Below are 22,762 nucleotides of genomic sequence, written 5' to 3' on the forward strand. Positions count from 1 at the left end.
AAATATGTTTTTCTTGGCTGGTTAGCATTAAGGATGTAATTTTTAAAGGAAGTTAATTCCTATCCTTATGTTATACTAAAACAACCACAATTAATTATAGAAGTATAGGAGTGCTGAAAGATGTTTGGAAATACTTCCAATTTAACAGATGGCATTTATTTTGGAGAATCGTTACCACAACAAATCGCTAAACATATTTTAAAAAAAATCATTGAAGGTGAAATAGAAGCTGGAGAGAAAATCGTCGAAGAAGACATTTCCAAAGAATTGAATACTAGCCGTGCACCAGTACGCGAAGCCCTTTATCTACTGCAGGTTGACGGTATTGTTGAGAGAATTCCGAGGCGGGGAACGATCGTCAAGCCATTTTCACAAAGGGAAATCATTGAATATAATGATGCTACGATCGGACTGATCCAGATGGGCATTGAATTTTCCCAAGGGAATTGGCACGCAGAAAATAAGCAATCATTACGAAAGCATTTGGAAAGCGCAACAGATGAGTGTGAAAAAGGTAATGTTATCGAGTATCAAAAAAGGGCTACACAGATATTTCGATATATTTTTTCAATCGCAAATAATAAAGCATTATCAAGATTTTTTGAAGAAGCCAGTCATATCCTCATGGTTTTTGCCCAAAGTCAATGGAATACAGAAACGATGGAAAGCTTCCATTTTAAATTAAAGATGTCCATTGAGGCCATTCTAGAAGATGATTTAGTTAAAGCAAAAAATGAAATTCATGAAGCCCTGAATCGTGGAGTGATGTAGAGTCTTTGACTCTAAAACCAAATTGTCGACAATCGACAAAAAGAATGTTATTATGTAATCGTATTCAAGCAAGAATATTATCACCAAGATCAATGGGAGAAAGGGAGAATAATATGCAAGCATTTGATTTTACAGAAAAAGTAGCAATTGTTACCGGCGGCGGCGGGGGTATCGGTCGGGCAGCGTCTATTACACTTTCAGAAAATGGTGCCAAAGTGGTTGTTGTAGACCTTTCCGAAGAGGCTGGCATGCTAACGGTAAATAAAATCAAAGAAAAAGGCGGCGAAGCGAAATTCGTTAAAGCTGATGTTACAAAGGAAGACGATATAAAAAATTATGTTCAAAAAACGATAGATTTCTATGGGAAAATCGATATTTTCTTGAATAATGCAGGTTGGGAAGGCAAAATAATGCCGCTTATCGACTATCCTGCTGAGGTTTTCGATCAATTAATGTCAATAAATGTACGCGGTGTTTTCTTGGGCATGAAACATGTATTGCCCCATATGATTGAACAAAAAAGCGGGGCGGTCGTGAATACAGCTTCTGGAGCTGGTTTACTGGCAACGCCAAACATGGTGGCGTATGGCGCTAGTAAACATGCGGTTCTAGGAATGACGAAAACAGCTGGTGTCGAAGTTGCTCCACATGGTGTCCGGGTGAATGCCGTCTGTCCAGGTGTCGTCAACACGGCTATGATGCGGTCGATTGAAAGCGGATTTGGTCAAGGAGATTCCGCGGCAGCTGAAACGGCTAGAAAACAGTTGGAAGCAACGACTCCGGATGGCAGGTATGCTGAGCCGCAGGAAATTGCAAATCTAATGATGTACTTAGTATCCGAACTTTCCAGCCACATTACGGGTCAAGAACTTGTAATCGACGGAGGGGCCATTTTAATCTAATAAGCAACGAACTTTGTTATAGGGGGACGAATACATGAGTTTACTAGGAAAGGTCATAATAATTACAGGAGCGGGCAGCGGAATTGGGAAGGAAACGGCATATAAATTAGCTGACCAGGGAGCTATCGTCGTAGCTGCAGATTATAATGATATTGCCGCTAAAGAAACGGCAGAATCTATTCAACAAAAGGGAGGCACGGCATCTTTTGTGAAAGTGGATGTAGCTAAAGCGGAAGAAGTGGAAGCGATGGTCGAAGCTGCAATTGCCAAACATGGCACCATCAATGGCATTTTCAACAACGCTGGAATTGGACTAGTAAAACCATTTTTGGAGATGGATCCAGAATCATACCACAGAGTAGTTGATGTTGATCAACACGGTGTTTATTATGGCATGTATTATGCAGCAAGGAAGATGGTCGAGCTTGGTGTAACAGGCGCAACGATTGTTAATACAGCCTCAATATATGGGACGATGGTTTCTATTGGCAGCTTTAATTACCATGCTGCAAAAGCAGCAGTCATCGCGATGACTAAATCCGGTGCAATTGAACTTGCGCAATATGGGATTCGCGTTGTCGGTGTTGCACCAGGTTTTATCGAAACGCCGATCATTGGTGAAGATCCAGAGTTCCTGGACAGTTTGGCACAACTTCATATGAGGAAAAAATTGATTCAGCCAGAAAAAGTTGCTGAAGTTGTAACGTTCTTGTTCTCTGAAAAAGCGGATGCCATTAATGGACAAGTCATTCCTGTTGATGATGGATTCTTAAGCTTTAAGGGCTAATCAATATAATCAAATACAATTTCGAGATAACTTAAAAAGGGAGTTTTGACATATGAGCAAACGATTCGATGGCAAAGTTGTAATCATTACTGGGGCAGGGTCAGGTTTAGGACAAGCAGCCGCATTGGAAATGGCTAAAGAAGGGGCAAAACTTGCATTAGTTGATTTAAACGATACATCTTTGGAATCGACAAAAAAATTAATCTTGGAAATTGCACCACAATCGGAAGTGCTCCTCGTCACTGCAGATGTATCGGATGAAGAAGCAGTAAAGAACTATGTAGACCAAACAGTCAGCAAATATGGCAGAGTCGATGGATTCTATAATAATGCGGGTATCGAAGGTAAACAGGCCCCTATGGCTGAATACGATAGCAACGTTTTCAACAAAGTAACGGACATCAATATCAATGGTGTATTCTATGGTATGAAATACATTCTGCCAATCATGAAAGAACAAGGCTCAGGGGCAGTCGTGAACGTGGCTTCTGTAGGCGGGATTCGTGCTGTGCTTAACCAAGCTGCATACGTTGCAAGTAAACATGCTGTAGCAGGCTTAACAAAGACTGCTGCCATAGAATATGGTCAATATGGTATCAGCATAAATGCCATTGCACCAGGAGTAATCTTAACAGCGATGGTAGAGGGATCATTCAGGCAAATAGGCGGAGAGAATTGGGAAGAAGCAATGGCGGATTTCGTCAGTGTGAATCCTAAGAAACGCTTCGGTAAACCTGAAGAAGTCGGCCGTTTAGTTGCCTTCCTATTATCAGGGGAATCAGAGTTCATCAACGGTGTAGTCATTCCGATTGATGGCGGACAATCTTCACAATACTAATTGAGCAAGGGAGTGACAGTAGGTCACTCCCTTTTAATCGTATCCTTTTAGTTAATGACCAAATGAGTTTAATTTGGACAAAACGAAGTCTTTCTCGGTTTTCGTTTTTTTGCATATTCAAAAATCAGTTCATATGAAACTATATACGAACTTTTAGAATATGAACACATAGAAAAACGCCATATAAAGCGATTTACAAATTTTCAAGAAACCCATCGTTACTTTTCTTTATCGTGTAGCTTATCTTCATATTCAGTTTCCAGCATACCATACAGACCATTCATTTCTTGTTCATCTGGATCTGCCCCAAACTCGTTTCTATATTTTTTCGTTTTATCATCAAGGATTTCTTCTTTTTCATTCTTCTTGTCCATACATATCACCTCCAACCAGTAGGGTGTCTCATAGTCAGATAAAATATGCACTGTGTGACTTTGTTCCTTTTAAGATTTTTGCGGTTAAGTTTAGAATTGAAGAAAATATATTAATTTCAATTACTGATAATCTCATTTGCAGAACATTTAATTGGGTATTCTAAATAGTTATTAGTCTTCCTATTTGTTAAGATATAAATATATTAACTTATAGATATCGGAGAGAGAATGTGAAGAAGAAGAAACGTAAGAAATCAAAGAAAGTTTTTACCATTTTTATCCTGGTTTTTGCATTTTTGCTCATTAAGGAGATTATGCAAACCCCCTATTCCGAAAATGTTACCACATCAGTAAATACGCTTGATTCTTTTGCGAACGTGAAAAAGTATAGTTCACTTCTGCGAGACGAGTTGGCTAAATACGGACTTGAGGAGCATACTTCGACATTGATTGCTTTGATGCAGCAGGAAAGCCGAGGACGGGGCGGTGACCCAATGCAGGCATCTGAGTCAGCGGGCCTTGATCCAAATACAATCACAGATCCAACGGAAAGCATTAAGTATGGAGTGAAACATTTTAAAAGGATCAATGAATATGGCAATGAAAAAGGCGTGGATTTTGCCACGATCCTTCAAGCATATAACATGGGAATTGGTTATATTGATTTCGTTGCGAATGAAGGGGGTAAGCATAATGAAGAGCTTGCAAAGAAGTTCTCCATGCTTCAGGTCGAAAAAAACCCCACGCTCTATGATTGCGGCGGTGACAAAGATAATTTTCGATACCCATATTGCTACGGTGACTACTCATACAGTGCGAAGGTATCCAAGAACATTGAGGATCTTGCCGACAGTATATCGGCTCAAGCTGATGGTGAGTGAGGGAGAACAAAAAGCCTACTGAATGAAGTAGGCTTTTTTTCATGTTGTCGAGTTTAAAGAATCAAAGCCAATGTCATTTGTTGTTCAGCAATGAAAGGAGGTCTTTATGTTTAAAGAGCTTCTCGGATTCTGAAATGGTTTGTGAAAGAAGAATATCAATGGAATCAAGTAAAGAGATTAGAACTTGTTTAACATAACCACTCTCAAATTGCTCTAATGGCACAGGTAACTCTTCCTCGTCTAAAATAAAATGTGCCCCACCCGGAAGCACCAAGATATCAATGATCAAATCCTCAAAGGATACCAAATTATCCGCCATATATGTATTTCTTACAATATTAAAATAGGATCCTAAATAGTTTCCGTCGTTATCTCTCCAAATGTATAAATTATAAGGACGATCTTTCCAATAATAAGCAATCGTATAACTGCCTATAGGAATGGTTAATTTTATAGGACCCGCTTTCATCGTGAACGAATCCATGATTTCATGAAAAAGCACGACATGTTTATTTTTTGCTTTTAACAGCAAACAGTTATGTTCTACAACTATGGAGTCGTAGCGGATTTTTCTTTCTATGATTTCATCGCCATGTTGTAGTGCTGTTATAAATATATTGTCCATTGTTTCTATTTCTCCCTTAAAACCATCTAGATCATTTATGATATTATACTTAAGAAAGTTTATCCTTTCTAATAGGGGCCATCGCCAGAAAAATCCGGATTTAAACTTTTAGGAAATTCAAATATCAAAACCTATTTTCACAGCTGTGAATACCGAGAAACTAGGCTTTAGTTACTTCAAAAGGAATGAATACAACTTACTAGTTAGATGTTTCTTAGGGACCTATCCTATATACGCCTGCTTTAAAGTTTTAATGTCGATTTTCTTCATTTGGAGCAGCGCTTTCATTACTCTTTCCGATTTTTCAGGGGCGGAGTCATTTACCATCTCGGTTAGATTTTCAGGGACAATTTGCCATGACACACCAAATCGATCTTTCAGCCAACCGCACACTTGCGCCTTTTCATCTCCGCCTTCGGATAGTTTTTCCCAATAATAATCCACATCTTCTTGGTCCTCGCAATTGATGATAAATGATATTGCCTCGGTGAATTTGAATTGCGGACCGCCATTTAATGCTACGAATGCTTGTCCGTCCAGTTTAAATTCCACGGTCATCACTGATCCCTCTGGCTTCCCGTGGATTTGATTTCCTGCATTTCCATAGCGAGTGATTCTTCCGATCTTAGAATTTTCGAATATGGAAGTGTAGAAATTCGCCGCCTCTTCAGCTTGTGTATCAAACCACAAGTTGGTCGTGATTTTTTGAATTTTATTTTTCATGATTTTTCTCCTTTATTGTTTTTCATGTTAGCCAGGAAAACGGTACCCTATTACTATATACCATTTATCATGACCCAAGAAAATTAAGTAAGGGTTAGTGTAACGTTTTGTGTATTCTAACCCATCATTTAACTAATCCCCTTAATCCTATGCGAGTTACAATATCCTTGCCTCACGGTGATTGAAACACACAAAAGGATATAGAAACTTCTCACCAGTGAAAAGTCCTATATCCAAATTTCGTTTCTCAGCTCTCGAAGTTAAATTGCCATTGGATCCCGAATTTATCGGTTAACTGACCGTAAATTTTACTCCAGAATGTTTCTTGGAGCTCTAGCCCAACCTTGCCGCCTTCACTTAATTTGTTAAAAATCGATTTAATTTCATCTAAATCATTACTGACATATGCCAGGCTGATATTGTTTCCTTCTACAAAAGGCATACCAGGAAAAGTATCTGAAAACATGATATTGCTTCCACTAATATTTAGCCTTGTATGCATGACTAGATCTTTCGCTTCTTCTGGAAGGGGAAATTCCGGATTAGGCGGTGTTTCCCCAAAGGTCATGATATTTGGTTGTTCCGTTCCAAAAACCTCTGCGTAGAACTCTACTGCTTGTCGACAATTCCCATTAAAATTAAGATATGCATCAACTGACATTTATCTCACTCCTATTTTCTTATTTCTTATTCATTGCTCCAAATTTATTACATGATGAATTATTACCTTACGAAAAATTCCGGTGGTTCAATTCCGAGTGTTCTGAGATAGATATACCCCTGTCCCCTATGGTGGATCTCATTTTCCAAGGCATATTGAAGTCTATCAAAGTGGCTTTGTGAGGGACCGAAAAAAGGATCCTTTTCAACCACTCCAAGCGTTTCCTCGGTCATTTCCTCCCAGAGTTTCCTTGTATCATCCCTTACTGCTTCGCATGCTGATACAAGTTCTTCTTTGGTAGAAATTCCGGCAAACGAATCTGGAAACTCCCAAACACCCAGTGCAATTCCACGCATATATGCAGTCTCAATGTTCATGATTTCTTTAACCATCTCTGCGAAAGGGCGAAGCTTCCCGGCCGGTGTATAATGAAACAATTCTTCTTCAGGGAAAGCTTCAACCACCCGCAACGTCAAGCTCCTGTTGCCTTCCAATATATTTAAGAAACCCTCTTTCGATAGAACCACCATTTCACTCTCCTTTGAGAAATACTCTGTATAGAAGTTCTGTGAAAAATCGAAAAGTCCTGCAAATTTCTGTATATAAAGATTGCATAGCTTTTTATATCTTCCGGTGTAGACTTATAATTAACACTTCCTTAAATAGAACAAAATTGATTAAAAATGATTTAAAAGGCATTGCGAAACTAATGTATCAGGATGTTTCAAAAGATACTTGGGATCAAGAGAACCTAACAAAGAGAAATTTAGATTTCACTATTGAAAGAATTCGCTATATAGATGCCTATACGAAAAGATTATGTACTACCCAAAGGGGCAGTGAACTTTTAAAGAATCATTTTGATAATTTTGTGATAAGAATAGGTGCCTATATTGGAGAATTTATAAAAAGGAATATAAATCAAGATTTTAAATGGTATGAATATGATTCTGTATATCATTTTTCTGCACTTGATGGGTGAATAGGGGCATTAAAACAGAAACGGTTCTTTCCTCCAAAAAGAGAGATAAAGTTATGGTTCCATTAACTGTGGTAGCGCAATATCTGGAAGAGAAGTCGACATATACAGATTTTTTGGAATATGTAGAAGAAACAACTAAGCAAAATTCGTAAGAGATAACAGCTTTTCTAAGCAATTGTATAGGTTTCAAAAACCTCCCTAAAAATTCAATTTTGGTAAATATTGATTAAATCTTGCATTTATAATACGATTTAATCAGCTATATATTTCCAACCAACAGGATGCTTATACATAAATGATTCAATTAAAAACAAAATCATCAGAAAGGGAGAGAAGCAAATGATTAATAAAGTCGGTCAAATTATGTTATATGTAAATAACCAAGACGAGTCATTGAAATTTTGGACGGAAAAATTCGGTTTTAGCGTAATTTCTGAAGAAGATAATGGCCAAGGGCTAAGATGGATTGAAATAGCCCCAACAAAGGAAGCAGAAACGAGTATCATCCTGCATAATAAGGAATTCATTGCTAAAATGCAGCCTGAATTAAATCTTAATACACCTTCGTTAATGTTTTACTCGGATAATCTTGATGAATTATATAAAGACTTTTCAGAGAAGAATATCAAAGTGGGAGAGCTTGTAAATATGCCATCTGGAAGAGTTTTCAATTTTGCTGATAATGAAGATAATTACTTTGCGGTCATGGAAAAGAAGTAATTCTTTTGGCTAAAGATTAAAAAAACATCAAAACAATTGTTTTGATGTTTTTTGATTAAACTGCGACACTTATGAAACTATTCAGTCAGCAGGCCTTGGCCCAGCAGGAATTCCAGAGTTTTCTACCGTCTTGATCGGCCGAACGGTAATGTCTCCATTCACGTAAATTTGACAAGATAAACGTAAATGATCTTCCATTCCTTTTTCCTCAAAGATTTTTTTTTCTTTATGTGTCACCTCCAAAAAATCACCTGCCAATATTTCAACTCTGCAAGTTGTACATTTAGCCTTCCCACCGCATCGGTGGAGAATATTTATACCGTTATCTTCCAATGCCAATACTAATTTTTTTCCCATTTCTACTTCAAACGTTCCTTGGTCAAATACTGTTACATTAGGCATCTAATACCACCTCTTATTATAGGATATCTATCAACAGGTCATTAATATATCTATTCTCTTACCTTGTCCATATGACATAAAAAAATGTGAAGTCACTACTGATTTCATAGTAAAGATGAATAATTAATTATCGTGAAGACAAACTTTAAGTACATTCATAATTATAAATTTAACAAAGCATATATAGAGCTAGGAAAAATAAGAAGGGTCTTTTAGAGGTAAATTAAGATTTATTGAAAAAAGAGAGTGAATAATAAAGGGGAGGTGCATGCCTGTGAATAATGGCAATTGTGATTTTTCACCAATGAAACAAATGTTAAAAGAGGATTTACGACAAGTAATATCAGCATTACAGGATAACTTAGAAGCAATGGGGGATGAAAATTATTGTCTTCTTGGGAATTTCGAGAAAATAAAAGATAAATTTATATACATCGATATGAAAGCAGCTACATTTTATTTGAACTGTTATTTGTCACCGTTTACGGACAAATATCCCGAGTTATCAACTTGCGTACAAAATTTGTCGAATTTGAGACATGGCGGCTTGATTGTGATTCAACGGGGAGACCCTATTGATTCATTGATTCAACCCGGTATTTCAATAGGAGCGGAGTTAACCCATTCTTTATTGGAATCAATTTTTTTCCCTGGAAATCCACTGCATGATGGTGCCGTTTTGGTTAATAAAAATCAGATTGTTTCCGCAGCAAATGTCCTTCCGCTTTCAGACAGATCAACAGGGGGAAAAAAACTTGGAACACGCCACCGCTCTGCATTAGGTTTATCTGAACGAAGTGATGCCCTGGTATTGGTAGTATCAGAAGAAACAGGAAGAGTTTCATTTGCGTTAGATGGAAATCTGTACCCGATTAATACACATGGACCTATATAAAATTTTTGAGACAATTAAGTCCAATCGTGATTATAAATACCAGGTAATTCTCACCTGGTATATTCAATTGTGTAAAAAACGTAAACGCTGGCTTCCATTTTTTATTTTTCTCGGAATTACAGGTACAAAAAAGGTCATGAATTAATTAACCCGGTGATTTTTACCGGGTTTTTGGTTGCTTTTTATATAAAAAAAGGCATATGATAAATAAGGAGTCTCAATCAGAAAAGTTATAAAACGAAAGAGGATTTTAAATGATAACCATTAAAAGTGAACGAGAAATAAATTTGATGCATGAAGCGGGCAAACTTCTTGCTGCGACGCATAGAGAAATTGCAAAAATGATAAAACCGGGCATCACGACTTGGGAAATCGAAGAATTTGTCGATAAGTACTTGGCTGAGCATGGTGCTACACCTGAACAAAAGGGCTATAACGGCTACAAATATGCAACGTGTGCGTCAGTGAATGATGTAATTTGTCACGGCTTTCCGCAAAAGAAAGCCCTAAAAGAGGGAGACATCGTAACGATTGATATGGTGGTGAACCTTAACGGCGGTTTGGCGGATTCCGCTTGGACATATGCGGTCGGTGAAGTTTCCGATGAGGCTCAGCGTTTAATGGATGTAACCAAGAATGCTTTATACAGGGGCATCGAAGTTGCACGTGCAGGAAATCGTCTCGGGGATATCGGGCATGCAATCCAGTCATATGCAGAAGGTGAGAAGTTTTCTGTAGTCCGCGATTTTACAGGTCACGGAATCGGTAAAACCATGCACGAGGACCCAACCGTCCTACATTATGGTAAGCCAGGTAAAGGTGCCCGTCTAAAAGAAGGTATGGTCATCACGATCGAGCCAATGCTGAATGCAGGAACATGGCATATGAAAATGGACCAAGACGGCTGGACGGCGAGAACGGCAGATGGAAAGCTTTCCGCGCAATATGAACATACCCTTGTCATTACAAAAGGTGAACCGATCATTTTAACGGAACAGTAAACCAAAAGAAGAAACGGCCTTATCATGGGCCGTTTCTTCTTTTTATTTTCAAACTATTTCATAATAAACCTCGACAGAATATTCAGAATCCAATCCATCCCACAATAGATCGAATCCGAAAATTAGCACTAGGCAGTTAGGCATTAAAAACTTTACTATTATGTGGCAGCACAGGATAATAAGGGGAAGGAAGAAATATTTAATGATGTGTTATATAAACAGTATATTAAGGGGGTTTTGACAGTGAAGAAAGGGGAGAAACTGTCTGCAACGGTTGAAACTGTTGGTTTGAGCCAGCGGGAATTTTTAACGATTTTCTTACTTCACTCTTTGAGGTTAAAAGCGAATTATCCAAGGGCGATTCATCAGGACCTGAAAAATACGTTCACTGGAAAAGTGCATAGCTATGACTATTTATGTAAAATATCCAATACGCTAGTCGAATCCAATCATTTATCCTTATATACGAATAAGGGAAGAAATTATTATCAAATAACGGAAAAAGGCAAAGAGCTTTACATATGGTACCAAGAAAATTTCCTGGAACGGTTTTCCGAAGTGAAAAAGGTCATTGATCGCTTCATGTTCGATTTAAGGGGATCTGGTGAAAACCCACCGGTTGTTAATGAGCTTCCTGAAGAATACAGGTCGTATTTCTCGAAAATAATATCGGTGAAGGATCTTGTCCGTTATGTAACCTTAAAAGCCGCTTTCACTAAGAAGCCCATATACATGGGGGAAATTGGCGATCTGCTTAAAAATCAGTTCGGTTGGATCGCTTCTAACGGTTATTTATACGATTTATCTCATGAAATGGAAGAGAACGGGCTACTTGTCGGCAGGTGGGAAAGTGAAAAACGAACTAAACGCTATTTACGAATCACCGACGAAGGACAGCATCATTACAAACAGATTGCGGATTCTGCCGCCTTTCAAGTCCAGGAAGTCCAAAAATACATGGCCAGTGTCATTATGTTCTTAAAAGAAAAGAGTTAAATGAATAAAAGAAATGGGCCCCTTAATTTTGCAAGGAGAATGAAGTTACATGCTTAAATTGAATCGTTCAAGGGTAAATGTTACTTAAAACACTTCTTAACAAGGGGGAATGAGTGATGGTGGAAAAACACGATGAAATGGGAAGCATATTCAGTTTCATTAAAGGCCAGGTAGATAAGCTGCCCATTTCACAATCGAAAAAGAACAAAATGCTCGACCAGCTCTTAAAGCTTAAAACGATGACAGTTGATGCAAGGGAACCGCGAATTGCTCTTGTCGGTAGGCGTGGTTCCGGAAAATCATCACTGATCAATGCGATGTTTGGTCAGGAACGGCAATATGTCAGTTCCGTTAAGTCCGGAACGGGAAAGGGAAAATGGCTATGGTACCCGAGTGATGCCGAGCCCAAAATTCGTTTGCTGGACTCCCGCGGGCTTGGTGAGAGTGAAGCTCCTACGGAACAGTTCGAAGAAGAAACACCATTGGATGAATTGATAAAAGCGGTAACAGAAGAACAGCCTGATGTGTTTCTTTTCTTGATTAAAGCAAAAGAAACGGATTCACGGATTGAAGAAGATTTACAAGAATTGAATAAGCTGCGCAAGATCGTTAAAGAGAATCACCATTATGATGTACCAGTCATATGTGTGGTCACCCAAGTGGATGAATTAGATCCGCCACATTATAAACAAACGCCTTTTGATGCCAATCCTAAGAAAAAACAGAATATTGATGAAGCCATCGCTTTGATGTCAAAAAGATTTAAAGAGAGTGAAATACCACTTTTGAACATCATTCCTACTTGTTCATATATTGATTTTGATGATAGTGGAAATATTGAATATGATATGCGTTGGAACATAGATTTGCTGTCTGATTACTTAATTGAGGCCTTACCCAGTGAAGCGAAGCTGAAGACAGCCAAAGCGATGCAGAGCCAATTCGTAAAGAAGAAATTCGCGCGGACGATAGTGGGAACGTTTACGGCAATCGCAAGTTTAATCGGTGCAGAGCCAATACCTTTTGCCGATTTTCCCATTTTGACCGGCATTCAAGGTTTGATGATTGTGGTGATTGGTTTTATCGCGGATAAAGAAATCAATACAAAAACGGCAAGTGAATTCATTGCAGCATTAGGGATCAATGTCGGAATCGGTCTCCTTGTCAGGGAAGGTGTCAGGGCTGCAGTCCGTTTCATCCCAGGAGCCGGCCTAGTCGTTTCGGGTGCGGTAGCGGGCGCAGTCACATATGGAATCGGGCAAGCAGCCATAGCTTACTTTCTCGAAAACAAAAATATTGATCAGGCTAAGGAAGCTTACAAGAACGCGAACAAAGAATATAAAAATGAAGACATCGACTCTTAATGGGCAGTTTCGAACCATAAACTACACTATGGTGATATGATAAAGTGGAGTTAGCAGTTCTGTTTCTGCTGCTGGATGGTTCAGGATTTTTGTTTACTACAGGGAGGGATGATCTTCATGTCGTTTTTTCAATCACAGAAGCAAAAAGAATATATCCAAAAATTAGAGGAAGCGATTCAGTCCTTTTCCGGCCGATCTGAGGCACTTGATGATTCTAAGGGATTTCCTTTTGAAAACATTCAGGAGTTAAAGGAATTCGGATATCCCCAATTAACGTTAGCAAAAGAGGATGGGGGGTACGGCGGTTCCTTATATGATTTTCTTCTATGCCAAGAAAAAATAGCTCAATATTGCGGCCCAACAGCCTTAGGAATAGGCTGGCATGTCGGAACCGTCCTCTCCTTAACGGAGAAGAGACCGTGGGAAAAAGATGTCATGAAAGAGTTGTTTGATGAAGTGTCTAAAGGTGCTCTAATCAATACGGCTGCATCTGAGGCTGGAACGGGGAGCCCGACGCGCGGAGGCCGACCGGAAACGATCGCTATCAAAAAGGGTAAACAATGGAATTTGAATGGCAGAAAGACTTTTACTACACTCTCTCCCATCCTTGATATTTTTCTTGTAACGGCATGGGTACCCGAGGATGAGTGTTTAGGCACTTTTTTAGTTCATCGTGATGTAACGGGTGTAAGTATAGAAGAAACTTGGGATATGATCTCCATGCAGGGGACAGGAAGTCATGATTTGGTGTTAACTGATGTCAGCCTGCCTGAAAAGTATTATGTCATGAAAAGCAATCCTGGTGAAAAAAGAAAACCTGAAGCGTGGCTATTACATATACCGGCTTGCTACTTGGGAATTGCAGTGGCTGCCAGAAATTATGCAGTCGAATTTGCGAAAACCTATTCTCCCAATAGCTTACCAGGACCAATCAGGGACCTTCCGAATGTTCAACGTACAATTGGGGAGATGGAACTGGAATTGGGGGAAGCACACCATTTCCTCTACTCTGTCGCAGAAAAATGGGTGCGGCAGCCTGAAGATCATGATGAATTATCGAAGCAATTGGGTGCTGTTAAGTTATCGGTCGTCAACAAATCGATTTCAATCGTCGATAAAGCGATGAGAGTCGTCGGGGCCAAAAGTTTACAACGAAACAATCCCCTGCAACGCTACTATAGGGATGTACGCGCAGGTCTCCATAATCCTCCGATGGATGATGCGACTATAACGATGCTCGCAAAATCCGCTCTTTATTAAGTTCGTATTCGAATATGGCACTGAAATGACTTCGTCGTTTTCAGTGTTTTTTTCTGTTCTTATTCTAACGTTATTTTGTATTTGCGTTTCAAGTTGATTTTTTTAGGAGGGGGCTAGTAGCTATTAGGTGTAGTCTTTTTTTTCGTACACATGTACGACTTCTAGAGTGTAGGGGAAATTAGAACTAAGCATTTATAAAGTAAGGGAGGAAAATCCAGGTATTCACAAACTTAAGAACAAACATCTGAACGAGTTAAATGGATACAAAAGCAAAATAAAAAGAGTCAGGAAAAATCAATGGGTAGGTGCCCTGCCACCCAAATATTGGTTAAAAGTAACCATAGGATAATTTTAAATATAATGTCCAGTATATTTGTTGGAGATATTCAAATTGCTTATTGTATGGATTATTTTCATAAGATATCCACAAATTTAAAGTTCTGTAATTAATTTTTAAATTTACTATAGACATATCAATTTCCGGAATATGTTTGGGGTATTATAGATATTTTGTAACTTCTGCACTAATCCTGCATAATTTTGTAATGATAATGTAAAATAAGGTGTCACTTAAGGATGATAAAATTATAAAAAAGAGATTTTATCGGGGGAATATAGTAAATGAAAAAAATTATAGCTTCAGTTGTAGTGACTGGATTGTTACTTTCAAATCCTTTGGTTAGTAATGCTGCATTAGGAGATCGTACGTTAAAAAGTGGAATGACTCATACAGAAGTAAAACAATTACAAGGGGTTTTAAAGAATAAAGGGTACTTCACTAATAAAAACACTACTACATATTTTGGAACAATCACTAAAAGTTCGGTAGTGAAATTTCAAAAAAGTAAGGGCTTGAAAGCTGACGGTATTGTAGGTCCGAATACATATAAGGCTTTGGGGGTTAGGAAAAACACTGCTCAAAAGTCAAACGGTAATTCATCTACTAATCTGGTAAATAACGCTAAAAAATATTTGGGTGTATCCTATGTATGGGGAGGGAGTACACCAAAAGGTTTTGATTGCAGCGGATTTTTAAAATATGTTTTCGAAAAAAGTACTGATGTGAATTTGCCTAGAACTGTTGCGGAAATATATAAGAAGGGGAATAAGGTTTCTTCGCCAAAAGTTGGGGATCTTGTTTTTTTTGAAACCTATAAAACTGGCGCCTCTCATGCGGGCATTTATATTGGAGGGAACCAATTCATTCATAGTTCCTCCTCAAAAGGTGTAAGTATTACTTCGATGAATAATAGCTATTGGTCAGAAAGATATTTAGGTGCAAAATCATATAATTGATAGAGTGACTTTTAACTTTTAAGACATTAAATCCAGTTCTTTTTCAAAGGACTGGCTTTTTTTCATTAATCTACAAATAGGTTATTATATCGAGAAAGTCCTATGATGATGATAACCACCAACCCATGCAACTAAAATAACTCCTATTAATAGAAAGTCTCTGAATCGGTGCTTGGCTTTTTTATGTCTAGTGGGCATTGCATTAAAGCGATTAAAGGTAGAGTAGAGAAATTACCTGGAGTTAACGCTGTGAAAGCAAACTTGGATTGAGGGACCGTTGAAGTGGAATTTAAACCAGATATGTACAATAACATTTAATAAAGAACGTGCGAATTGAAGCACGATTTCTTTTAGAACAACATATACTTTACCAGGGTATGGTTTATCATAACCGTGGTCGTTAATTCTTTCCTAACATCCTTTGGAAAAATGAAAATACAATTGAATTAAACTACAAATCTGGGAAAAACAAAGATAGAACGTTAAGTTGTGATACGAAAGGGGTTACTCCAGTTCCTTATCTGGGTGCTTAAGCCATGTTGTTATTTTGGATGATAAGGGTGAGAAATTTGTTCATGTGCACCCTACATCAGAAGAAAAGACTCTATTTGAAACAAAATTTGATAAACCAGGCATATACAAAGTGTGGGGAGAATTTAAATTTCATGATAAAGTCAATAGCTATCCATTTGTTATAGAGGTCAAAAAAAAGAAAAAAGGGGAATTTATATGAGCTTAGATGGGGTTAGCAAACATCTATTAATTTGCAACGGGAAAACATGCACGAAAAATGGAGCAGAAGAAGTAACAGAGACTATTAGGGCGGAATTGAAAAACCTAGAACTACAAAAGGAGATTCACACAACAAAAACATTATGCAACGGCCAATGCAAGCATGGGCCGATCGCTGTTCTATATCCACAAGGAACCTGGTATAAAGAAATGAATAAAACAAAAAGTAAAGAACTTATTCGTCAATTGAAAGAAAATGACAATGTTCATCTAGGCTCTGAACTTTATTACCATGATGGGAAAACATTCAAGAACCATGAGAGTGGATGAACTGTAACATCTTACTTCTATATCTAAAAAGGGTTTCTATACAGGGTCTTTCTGGAAGAAAAAAATTGCGATATTCAATGGACTGATCATTTTTACCAATCAGTCCATATTTCCAAAATAGGGTTTACTTCTCCCCATTAATACTAATTGAAAATTGTTCTCTTAGAAAAAATTGAAGTTTTGAAAGGGCATTAACGTCTATGTCGAAAATTCAATAAGGGGGAACAATACCTCAAATTCTTACCTGGATGGCGGAAGAGAAACTTTTAATCCCTCATGTTAATTACACTAGCTTATCATTCTCTATCTTGTTATGATTGATATACCTGTCTAAATCTTCGAAAAATATCGAAAGTTCGGTGTAAAAATGAATCTTATGACAAAAGATTTACTGATTAACTTTTTAATTATCCTTTTTCCGATCTTTTTATTGCAAATGAGCTATCTAGTGAAGTACGTATACCGTTTAGATGCATTAAAAAGATCCTTCCTATCGATTTTCCCTATTCTTTCACTTGTTCTATGCATGTTATTTCCCGTTGTTATAGAAGAGGATTTTGTTTGGGACCTTAGATGGATCCCTTTTCTATTAGGCGGTTTATATGGAGGCTACCGGTTAGGAATCATATTGATAGTCATCACTCTTGTTATCCGCTATTTATCAGGGGGTGATAATGGATTTTATATATCATGCATCACATTTCCACTAATGGGAATTTCCCTGTTTTTTATATCTAAGTACTACCTAAAAATGTCTGTCAGTAAAAAAATCCTTATTGGTATATCATTAATATTCATTGTCCATATTCTCACGCAGTTTATTTCAACAGTCGTATTTGAACTTACTATCGGCATAAGTCTATGGAAACAATACTTCACGATCCAAGTCATTGGAATCGTTGTTGTAATCTTACTATGGGAGGTCATCCTCACTAATTTTCAGGTTCTCGAAAAATTAGTGAAAGCGGAAAAATTGCAGATCGTTAGTCATCTTGCTGCAAGCATATCTCATGAAGTCAGAAATCCCCTTACAGTTACCAGGGGATATATTCAAATGTTAAGCGAAGACGTGTCTTCCCATACAAAGGTCAAATATGCAAATATTGCACTGAAGGAATTGGATCGGGCCACGGATGTCATTAATGATTATTTGACGTTTGCTGCCATAAGCCCTGAAAACACGGAGAGATTAAGGGTATCCGAAGAAATTCAGCATGTCGTGAACAGCATAAAACCCTTGGCTAGCAATAATGGAACAGAATTGAAATTATCCTTATTCGAAGATGGAGCTTATTATATCATGGGGGAAAGGAAGAAATTCCAGCAGTGCTTGTTCAATATCTTAAAGAATGGGATAGAATCGATGGACCATGCTGGCGAAATTTACATAGATTTACTTCGTGCTGCCTCCACCATCCAAATTAAGATCCAAGATCAGGGAATTGGAATGACACAGGAACAGATATACCGTTTAGGTGAGCCTTACTTCACGACAAAAAATAAAGGGACGGGATTAGGCATGATGGTTTCATATAGCGTTATCAAAAGCATGGAAGGAACGGTACATGTGTCAAGTGTACAAGGGAAAGGGACATGTTTCTCTATTAACCTGCCCATACATAAATACGAGCCTATTTAGTTTAGTGTAAATTGACGGTTTTACACTCATAGATTACAATTTAAGTAAACTACCAATATTATGAAATGATTCAATGACGCATTTGATACCTAAGGGAGATGATTGTATGAAATCGCTTACAGATGGACAAATCATTTGGGAACCGACAAAGGAACAAATCGAGCAAACGGTATTGACTCAATATGTGAAATGGTTAAAAGAAAAGAAAGGTATAACATTTCATGATTATCATGAATTATGGAAATGGTCGGTAGATGAACTGGAGGAATTTTGGGCTTCAATTTGGGATTATTGTGATGTAAAAGCAGCCAGGAAATATGACAGGGTTTTAGCGGAGCAATCAATGCCAGGTGCGAAATGGTTCGAGGGGGCAAGGCTTAATTATGCTGAAAATGCATTATGGAATGAGCAAGAAGAGAAAACTGCGATTTTTTTTCGTTCCGAACACATCAGGCAGCAGGAAGTCAGCTGGAAAGAGCTGAAAGAAAAAGTAGCTTCTGTCGCCCATTCATTAAGGAAACTTGGTGTGAAATCCGGTGACCGTGTTGTTGCCTATATGCCAAACATACCTGAAGCTGTCATAGCTTTCCTGGCAACAGCAAGCATAGGTGCCATTTGGTCCAGTTGTTCACCTGACTTTGGGGCAAGAAGCGTCATAGATCGTTTCAAACAGATTGAACCAGTTGTATTACTGGCGGTTGATGGATATCAGTACAATGGAAATGTATATGATAAAACATCAGTCGTCTCCCAGCTTAAACAGGAATTGGTCACTGTAAAGCATACCGTGCTGGTTCCTTACATAGAAAAAAAGATTTTGGATATGAATCTGGCAGATACGGTTCCTTGGGATGACCTTTTAAAAGAAAAGGCAGAATTATCTTTTGAAAATGTTCCGTTCGATCATCCGCTTTGGATTCTCTATTCATCCGGTACAACCGGAATGCCAAAACCAATTGTACAAGGGCATGGCGGTATATTATTGGAGCATTTAAAATCAACAAGAATCCATCAAGGCATGACTTCCGAGGATACTGTATTCTGGTTTACGACTACAGGCTGGATGATGTGGAATCTCCTTATGGGCGGTTTGCTTAATGAAGGGACCATCGTCCTTTATGACGGCAGTCCTTCTTTTCCGAATATGGATGCCCTTTGGGAATTGGCTGAAGATACAGGCATGACCTTCTTTGGAACAAGTGCACCATTCCTTACGAATTCCATGAAGTTAGGAAACAAGCCAATGGGAAAATATGATTTATCAAAATTGAAGGCTCTTTTTTCAACTGGGGCTCCATTGTCTGGCGACGGTTATAAATGGGTGTATGAGAATGTCAAGAAGGATATCTGGCTCAGTTCATCCAGTGGCGGAACCGATGTTTGTGCCGGGTTTGTAGGTGGCGTTCCAACATTGCCCGTAAGAATCGGAGAGATACAAGGAAGGGCATTGGGTGTTTGTGCAGAAGCTTTTGATGAGCATGGTCAAACATTGATTAATGTAGTCGGTGAATTGGTCATTACCAAACCGATGCCATCCATGCCGCTATACTTCTGGAATGATCATGATGGGACAAGATACTACGAGAGTTATTTCGATACGTATCCTGGCATATGGAAACATGGTGATTGGATAAAGATTGACGACAAGGGCAGCTGTATCATTTATGGTCGTTCCGACTCGACGATCAACCGTTCTGGTGTACGGATGGGAACTAGCGATATCTACCGGGTCGTCGAAGCGATCGACGAGGTGATGGAAAGCCTTGTCATTGATAGGGAAGTGCTTGGCCGCGGTTCCTCACTGCTGCTGTTTCTTGTCCTTAAGCCCGGTAATAGCCTGGATACAGCATTGACGGCAAAAATCAAGGAACAAATCAGAGGGCAAGTGTCCCCTCGCTTTATCCCTGACCAAATCCATGTCGTTGAACAAATTCCTAAAACGTTGAACGGAAAGAAAATGGAAGTCCCGATACGTAAAGTGTTATTAGGTTTCGAGTTTGATAAAGTAGTCAATGCAGACTCCATGGGAAATCCAGAATCGCTACAGTTCTTTAAAGAATTAGCTCTCGAGTTGAATGAGAAAAAAATATTCTAGCAATCAGGCGGAGCAAAATGCTCCGTCTTTTTTTAGACTGTTTAGTTTAGATTGTTATTTTTTTCACCTACTAACTGAACATTGATATAATCCGTTTTATAGGAGGCGTTTAGTGATGTGGGAAAATGTATACGAAGGTTTCAGCGAACTGCTAAGTCACAGCAAATGGCTTTATTTGAGGCCATAAAACAAGCTTTGTTTCCAGAGAATCTGATAGAATTGAAAAATTGTTCAGATCTATACGTGAAGCTCGATTGCTTCAAGTATAGGTTGCGTTCATTTTGGAAGTACACTGTAAAACGCAATGGGAGATTTCGTACAAGGCAACGCTATTTATGTAAGGACTGCAATAAATCCTTCAATAATATGCTAATACTACATTTTCAGTCTCTAAATATCCAGAAAAATGGGTCAAAAATATTGAGTTTATGATTGAGGGTGTTACTTTACGCAAGATAGCTAAAAATACATATCTCCACTGCATTCTATTGGAGACATAAAATCTTGAAAGCAATCTTCAAACAATTCGAAGGTATTGTCGAGAGTGATTAAACATTTTTTCGTGAGTCTTTAAAAGGCCGCCGCATGATCAATCATAGAAAAATGAAAAAAAGAAGAGAAAAGGATAAAAAAAGAGGAATTTCTAATCTAAAGATTGCCGTAGTAGTAGCTCAAGACCGCAATGGAAATATGGTTGCACGTAAAGCCTGTACTGGGCGGGTTAAAGCTGAAGAAATTGAAGCAGTTATAGGTGATTTTATTCACCCACCTGCTTTGTATGCACTGGTACCGCAACAAACTATAAAAAATTTGCTTAGGTAAAAGGCTTGCTGCACGAGACGATTAATGAACGTGAGAAGCAACGTGTAAAAAAAGCTTTATTTCATATACAGCACGTTAATAACTTTCACAACAGACTAGAGGGTTGGATGGAGCGTTTTTAAGGAGTCGGAACATATTATCTTAATTACCTTTACTGGTTTTCGCTGTCTAGAAATAGGGGAAAATATGGCAAATGATAAACGAGTTGAACAAATGCTTATTTCAGCTTGTCCTAAATCTAAATATTATACTGTTGAGACGTTCAGAAGTTAACCAGCTTTGGGGGTTCGGTGCACTAAAAAACGCTCAGAGTATTTTTCCTCTAAGCGTGATAATACAAGTGATCCGGTTACTCCATTAAAGCCCTCATTTTTTGAAAAGCTAATATTTAAAAATAAGCATTGTAGACTTTACCAATAATACCTTTTAATTGATGAACACCTAGATCGGTATTTATCATAATGACTATTCCCGTTTCTAAATAAGGATAAGCTACCATCATACATTGAAAACCAACGCCCCAACCAAGAGATGAAATCTCAATTCCCTTTTCGTTTTTATCTAGGAAAATTCCTAGCCCAGTCCACTCTTTACAACCTTGGGAATTTATAACTTCAATTGCTTTACTTACTGAAAGCTTAAGCTTACTTTCACCATTTAAAGAATTCATTAATTCAATGACCAAAAGAGCTAAATCTGTAGGCGTTGTCCATAACCCAGAAGCTGCTGGATATGGATATATTGGATATTTTCCATTTACTAATTCTCCACTTTTGTTATGACCGCAAGAGAAATATTTTTTGGTTGCTTCTGATGTTGGAAATTCAAATGTGCTATTTTCCATATTTAATGGTTGAAAAATATGTTCAATCATTACTTCCTTAAAAAGTTTTCCAGTAACGTCTTCTATCAAAAGCTGTATAATGCAAAAACCTGCGTCTGAATATTGAAAGGTGCTCCCAGGCTCATACTTAATTTCAATAGGAGCTTTACAATAGGGTGTTCTTCCTTCTAAAAGCTCGACCATTGTGGGGTTACCTAACCTCGAATCGAATTCAATAAAACTTCCTTCGGGGTCAATAACACCAGATTGGTGACTAAGTAAATTTCTTAATGTAACTTTTTTATTTTTATTTAGTTCATTATGAGGAACCTTCCACGATGAAAGTTTTTCATTTACATTCTCATCTAAATCAAGAATACTTTGTTCCGTCAATTTCATCACTAGAATTGAGGTTAAAAATTTACTGATTGAACAAGCATTAAATATAGAATTACTTTCCACTCTTTTATCTGTTTCTGCTTCAAGAAAACCATAGCATTCTGTACTTCTTATGTAACCACCATCAATTTCTGCAATGCTTAATCCAGAAACATTATAATCTTCCATGAGCTTTTGAATGTTGATATTTTGTGTTTTCATACTAACAACCCCCAAATTAACTCCTATGTACAAACGTTTAAAATAAAACTCATTTAAACTGCCCGTTTGTTGAATAAGAACCACTTATATTTTACCATAAAATTCAAGTGGTTAGTTTTTATCCTGAGAGCAACAATCTTTTAGAAAACAGCCTTTTTTATATAATTCTCTTGAATAATCTTGGTGATAATTCTAAAAGCGAGCAACTTGTCCATTTCTGGATATTGGTCTGGATTTTCGAAC

General features: G+C 37.9%; 24 protein-coding genes and 1 pseudogene. 18 read left to right on the forward strand and 7 right to left on the reverse strand.

Going from position 1 to position 22,762, the window contains the following annotated elements:
• Positions 1-120: 120 nt before the first annotated feature.
• From ABOA58_RS13150 to ABOA58_RS13165, 4 genes are all read left to right on the forward strand, one after another.
• Entirely contained in the window at positions 121-771 is a 651-nt protein-coding gene (locus ABOA58_RS13150; RefSeq protein ID WP_350302652.1) for a GntR family transcriptional regulator, read from the forward strand.
• A 113-nt stretch (positions 772-884) separates the two neighbouring features.
• Positions 885-1,673, forward strand: coding sequence for an SDR family NAD(P)-dependent oxidoreductase (locus tag ABOA58_RS13155; RefSeq protein ID WP_350302653.1), 789 nt, complete (start codon positions 885-887; stop codon positions 1,671-1,673).
• A gap of 34 nt (positions 1,674-1,707) precedes the next feature.
• The gene (locus tag ABOA58_RS13160) at positions 1,708-2,460 is read left to right on the forward strand and encodes an SDR family NAD(P)-dependent oxidoreductase (RefSeq protein ID WP_350302654.1); all 753 of its coding nucleotides are present in this window, start codon (positions 1,708-1,710) and stop codon (positions 2,458-2,460) included.
• A 52-nt stretch (positions 2,461-2,512) separates the two neighbouring features.
• Complete coding sequence (locus tag ABOA58_RS13165) at positions 2,513-3,298, forward strand: glucose 1-dehydrogenase (protein WP_350302655.1); 786 nt, start codon at positions 2,513-2,515, stop codon at positions 3,296-3,298.
• A gap of 218 nt (positions 3,299-3,516) precedes the next feature.
• On the opposite strand, the gene ABOA58_RS13170 is transcribed toward ABOA58_RS13165, so the two are convergent.
• The gene (locus tag ABOA58_RS13170) at positions 3,517-3,672 is read right to left on the reverse strand and encodes a DUF4021 domain-containing protein (RefSeq protein ID WP_350302656.1); all 156 of its coding nucleotides are present in this window, start codon (positions 3,670-3,672) and stop codon (positions 3,517-3,519) included.
• A gap of 230 nt (positions 3,673-3,902) precedes the next feature.
• Here ABOA58_RS13170 and ABOA58_RS13175 point away from each other — a divergent pair, with 230 nt between their 5' ends.
• Positions 3,903-4,553, forward strand: a complete 651-nt coding sequence (locus tag ABOA58_RS13175; protein ID WP_350302657.1) for a lysozyme family protein — start codon at positions 3,903-3,905, stop codon at positions 4,551-4,553.
• Positions 4,554-4,626: 73 nt separating this feature from the next.
• Here the strand turns inward: ABOA58_RS13175 and ABOA58_RS13180 are convergent, their stop codons facing one another.
• The 4 genes from ABOA58_RS13180 to ABOA58_RS13195 form a co-directional block, all read right to left on the reverse strand.
• The gene (locus tag ABOA58_RS13180) at positions 4,627-5,178 is read right to left on the reverse strand and encodes a DUF402 domain-containing protein (RefSeq protein ID WP_350302658.1); all 552 of its coding nucleotides are present in this window, start codon (positions 5,176-5,178) and stop codon (positions 4,627-4,629) included.
• A 222-nt stretch (positions 5,179-5,400) separates the two neighbouring features.
• A complete protein-coding gene (locus ABOA58_RS13185) occupies positions 5,401-5,901 on the reverse strand; it encodes a VOC family protein (protein WP_350302659.1) in 501 nt (166 codons plus the stop codon).
• Between the two features lie 247 nt (positions 5,902-6,148).
• Positions 6,149-6,562, reverse strand: coding sequence for a VOC family protein (locus tag ABOA58_RS13190; RefSeq protein WP_350302660.1), 414 nt, complete (start codon positions 6,560-6,562; stop codon positions 6,149-6,151).
• Between the two features lie 62 nt (positions 6,563-6,624).
• Entirely contained in the window at positions 6,625-7,092 is a 468-nt protein-coding gene (locus ABOA58_RS13195) for a DinB family protein (protein ID WP_350302661.1), read from the reverse strand.
• 143 nt (positions 7,093-7,235) lie between these two features.
• On the opposite strand from ABOA58_RS13195, the gene ABOA58_RS13200 reads away from it, so the two are divergent.
• Positions 7,236-7,544 carry a hypothetical protein gene (locus ABOA58_RS13200; RefSeq protein WP_350302662.1) on the forward strand — a complete coding sequence of 103 codons (309 nt, stop codon included), beginning with the start codon at positions 7,236-7,238 and terminating at the stop codon, positions 7,542-7,544.
• A 339-nt stretch (positions 7,545-7,883) separates the two neighbouring features.
• Positions 7,884-8,264: a VOC family protein gene (locus tag ABOA58_RS13205; protein ID WP_309518964.1), complete on the forward strand. Its 381-nt coding sequence runs from the start codon at positions 7,884-7,886 to the stop codon at positions 8,262-8,264.
• Positions 8,265-8,345: 81 nt separating this feature from the next.
• On the opposite strand, the gene ABOA58_RS13210 is transcribed toward ABOA58_RS13205, so the two are convergent.
• Positions 8,346-8,666 (reverse strand): 2Fe-2S iron-sulfur cluster-binding protein, encoded by a 321-nt coding sequence (locus tag ABOA58_RS13210; protein WP_350302663.1) that lies wholly within the window; start codon positions 8,664-8,666, stop codon positions 8,346-8,348.
• A 274-nt stretch (positions 8,667-8,940) separates the two neighbouring features.
• On the opposite strand from ABOA58_RS13210, the gene cdaS reads away from it, so the two are divergent.
• The 11 genes and pseudogenes from cdaS to ABOA58_RS13265 all read left to right on the forward strand — a co-directional run bounded on the left by cdaS (position 8,941) and on the right by ABOA58_RS13265 (position 21,369).
• Complete coding sequence (gene cdaS, locus ABOA58_RS13215; RefSeq protein WP_350302664.1) at positions 8,941-9,561, forward strand: sporulation-specific diadenylate cyclase CdaS; 621 nt, start codon at positions 8,941-8,943, stop codon at positions 9,559-9,561.
• A 254-nt stretch (positions 9,562-9,815) separates the two neighbouring features.
• Positions 9,816-10,562 (forward strand): type I methionyl aminopeptidase, encoded by a 747-nt coding sequence (gene map, locus ABOA58_RS13220; protein WP_101222117.1) that lies wholly within the window; start codon positions 9,816-9,818, stop codon positions 10,560-10,562.
• A gap of 243 nt (positions 10,563-10,805) precedes the next feature.
• Complete coding sequence (locus ABOA58_RS13225) at positions 10,806-11,558, forward strand: helix-turn-helix transcriptional regulator (RefSeq protein WP_350302665.1); 753 nt, start codon at positions 10,806-10,808, stop codon at positions 11,556-11,558.
• Between the two features lie 116 nt (positions 11,559-11,674).
• Positions 11,675-12,922 (forward strand): GTPase family protein, encoded by a 1,248-nt coding sequence (locus tag ABOA58_RS13230; RefSeq protein WP_350302666.1) that lies wholly within the window; start codon positions 11,675-11,677, stop codon positions 12,920-12,922.
• Positions 12,923-13,039: 117 nt separating this feature from the next.
• Positions 13,040-14,182 carry an acyl-CoA dehydrogenase family protein gene (locus tag ABOA58_RS13235; protein WP_350302667.1) on the forward strand — a complete coding sequence of 381 codons (1,143 nt, stop codon included), beginning with the start codon at positions 13,040-13,042 and terminating at the stop codon, positions 14,180-14,182.
• Positions 14,183-14,803: 621 nt separating this feature from the next.
• Entirely contained in the window at positions 14,804-15,478 is a 675-nt protein-coding gene (locus ABOA58_RS13240; protein ID WP_350302668.1) for an NlpC/P60 family protein, read from the forward strand.
• A 183-nt stretch (positions 15,479-15,661) separates the two neighbouring features.
• On the forward strand, positions 15,662-15,748 hold the full coding sequence (locus ABOA58_RS13245) for a cation transporter (RefSeq protein ID WP_350302871.1): 87 nt from the start codon (positions 15,662-15,664) through the stop codon (positions 15,746-15,748).
• Positions 15,749-16,207: 459 nt separating this feature from the next.
• Positions 16,208-16,540 carry a (2Fe-2S) ferredoxin domain-containing protein gene (locus tag ABOA58_RS13250; protein ID WP_350302669.1) on the forward strand — a complete coding sequence of 111 codons (333 nt, stop codon included), beginning with the start codon at positions 16,208-16,210 and terminating at the stop codon, positions 16,538-16,540.
• 367 nt (positions 16,541-16,907) lie between these two features.
• Complete coding sequence (locus tag ABOA58_RS13255) at positions 16,908-18,179, forward strand: HAMP domain-containing sensor histidine kinase (protein ID WP_350302670.1); 1,272 nt, start codon at positions 16,908-16,910, stop codon at positions 18,177-18,179.
• A gap of 106 nt (positions 18,180-18,285) precedes the next feature.
• Positions 18,286-20,274: an acetoacetate--CoA ligase gene (locus ABOA58_RS13260; protein ID WP_350302671.1), complete on the forward strand. Its 1,989-nt coding sequence runs from the start codon at positions 18,286-18,288 to the stop codon at positions 20,272-20,274.
• Between the two features lie 115 nt (positions 20,275-20,389).
• A pseudogene (locus tag ABOA58_RS13265) lies at positions 20,390-21,369 on the forward strand (IS1595 family transposase).
• Positions 21,370-21,484: 115 nt separating this feature from the next.
• On the opposite strand, the gene ABOA58_RS13270 reads toward ABOA58_RS13265, so the two are convergent.
• The gene (locus ABOA58_RS13270; RefSeq protein ID WP_350302672.1) at positions 21,485-22,519 is read right to left on the reverse strand and encodes a serine hydrolase domain-containing protein; all 1,035 of its coding nucleotides are present in this window, start codon (positions 22,517-22,519) and stop codon (positions 21,485-21,487) included.
• Positions 22,520-22,762: the final 243 nt, after the last annotated feature.

It is taken from the genome of Peribacillus frigoritolerans (genome assembly GCF_040250305.1).
Taxonomy (GTDB): Bacteria; Bacillota; Bacilli; order Bacillales; family DSM-1321; genus Peribacillus.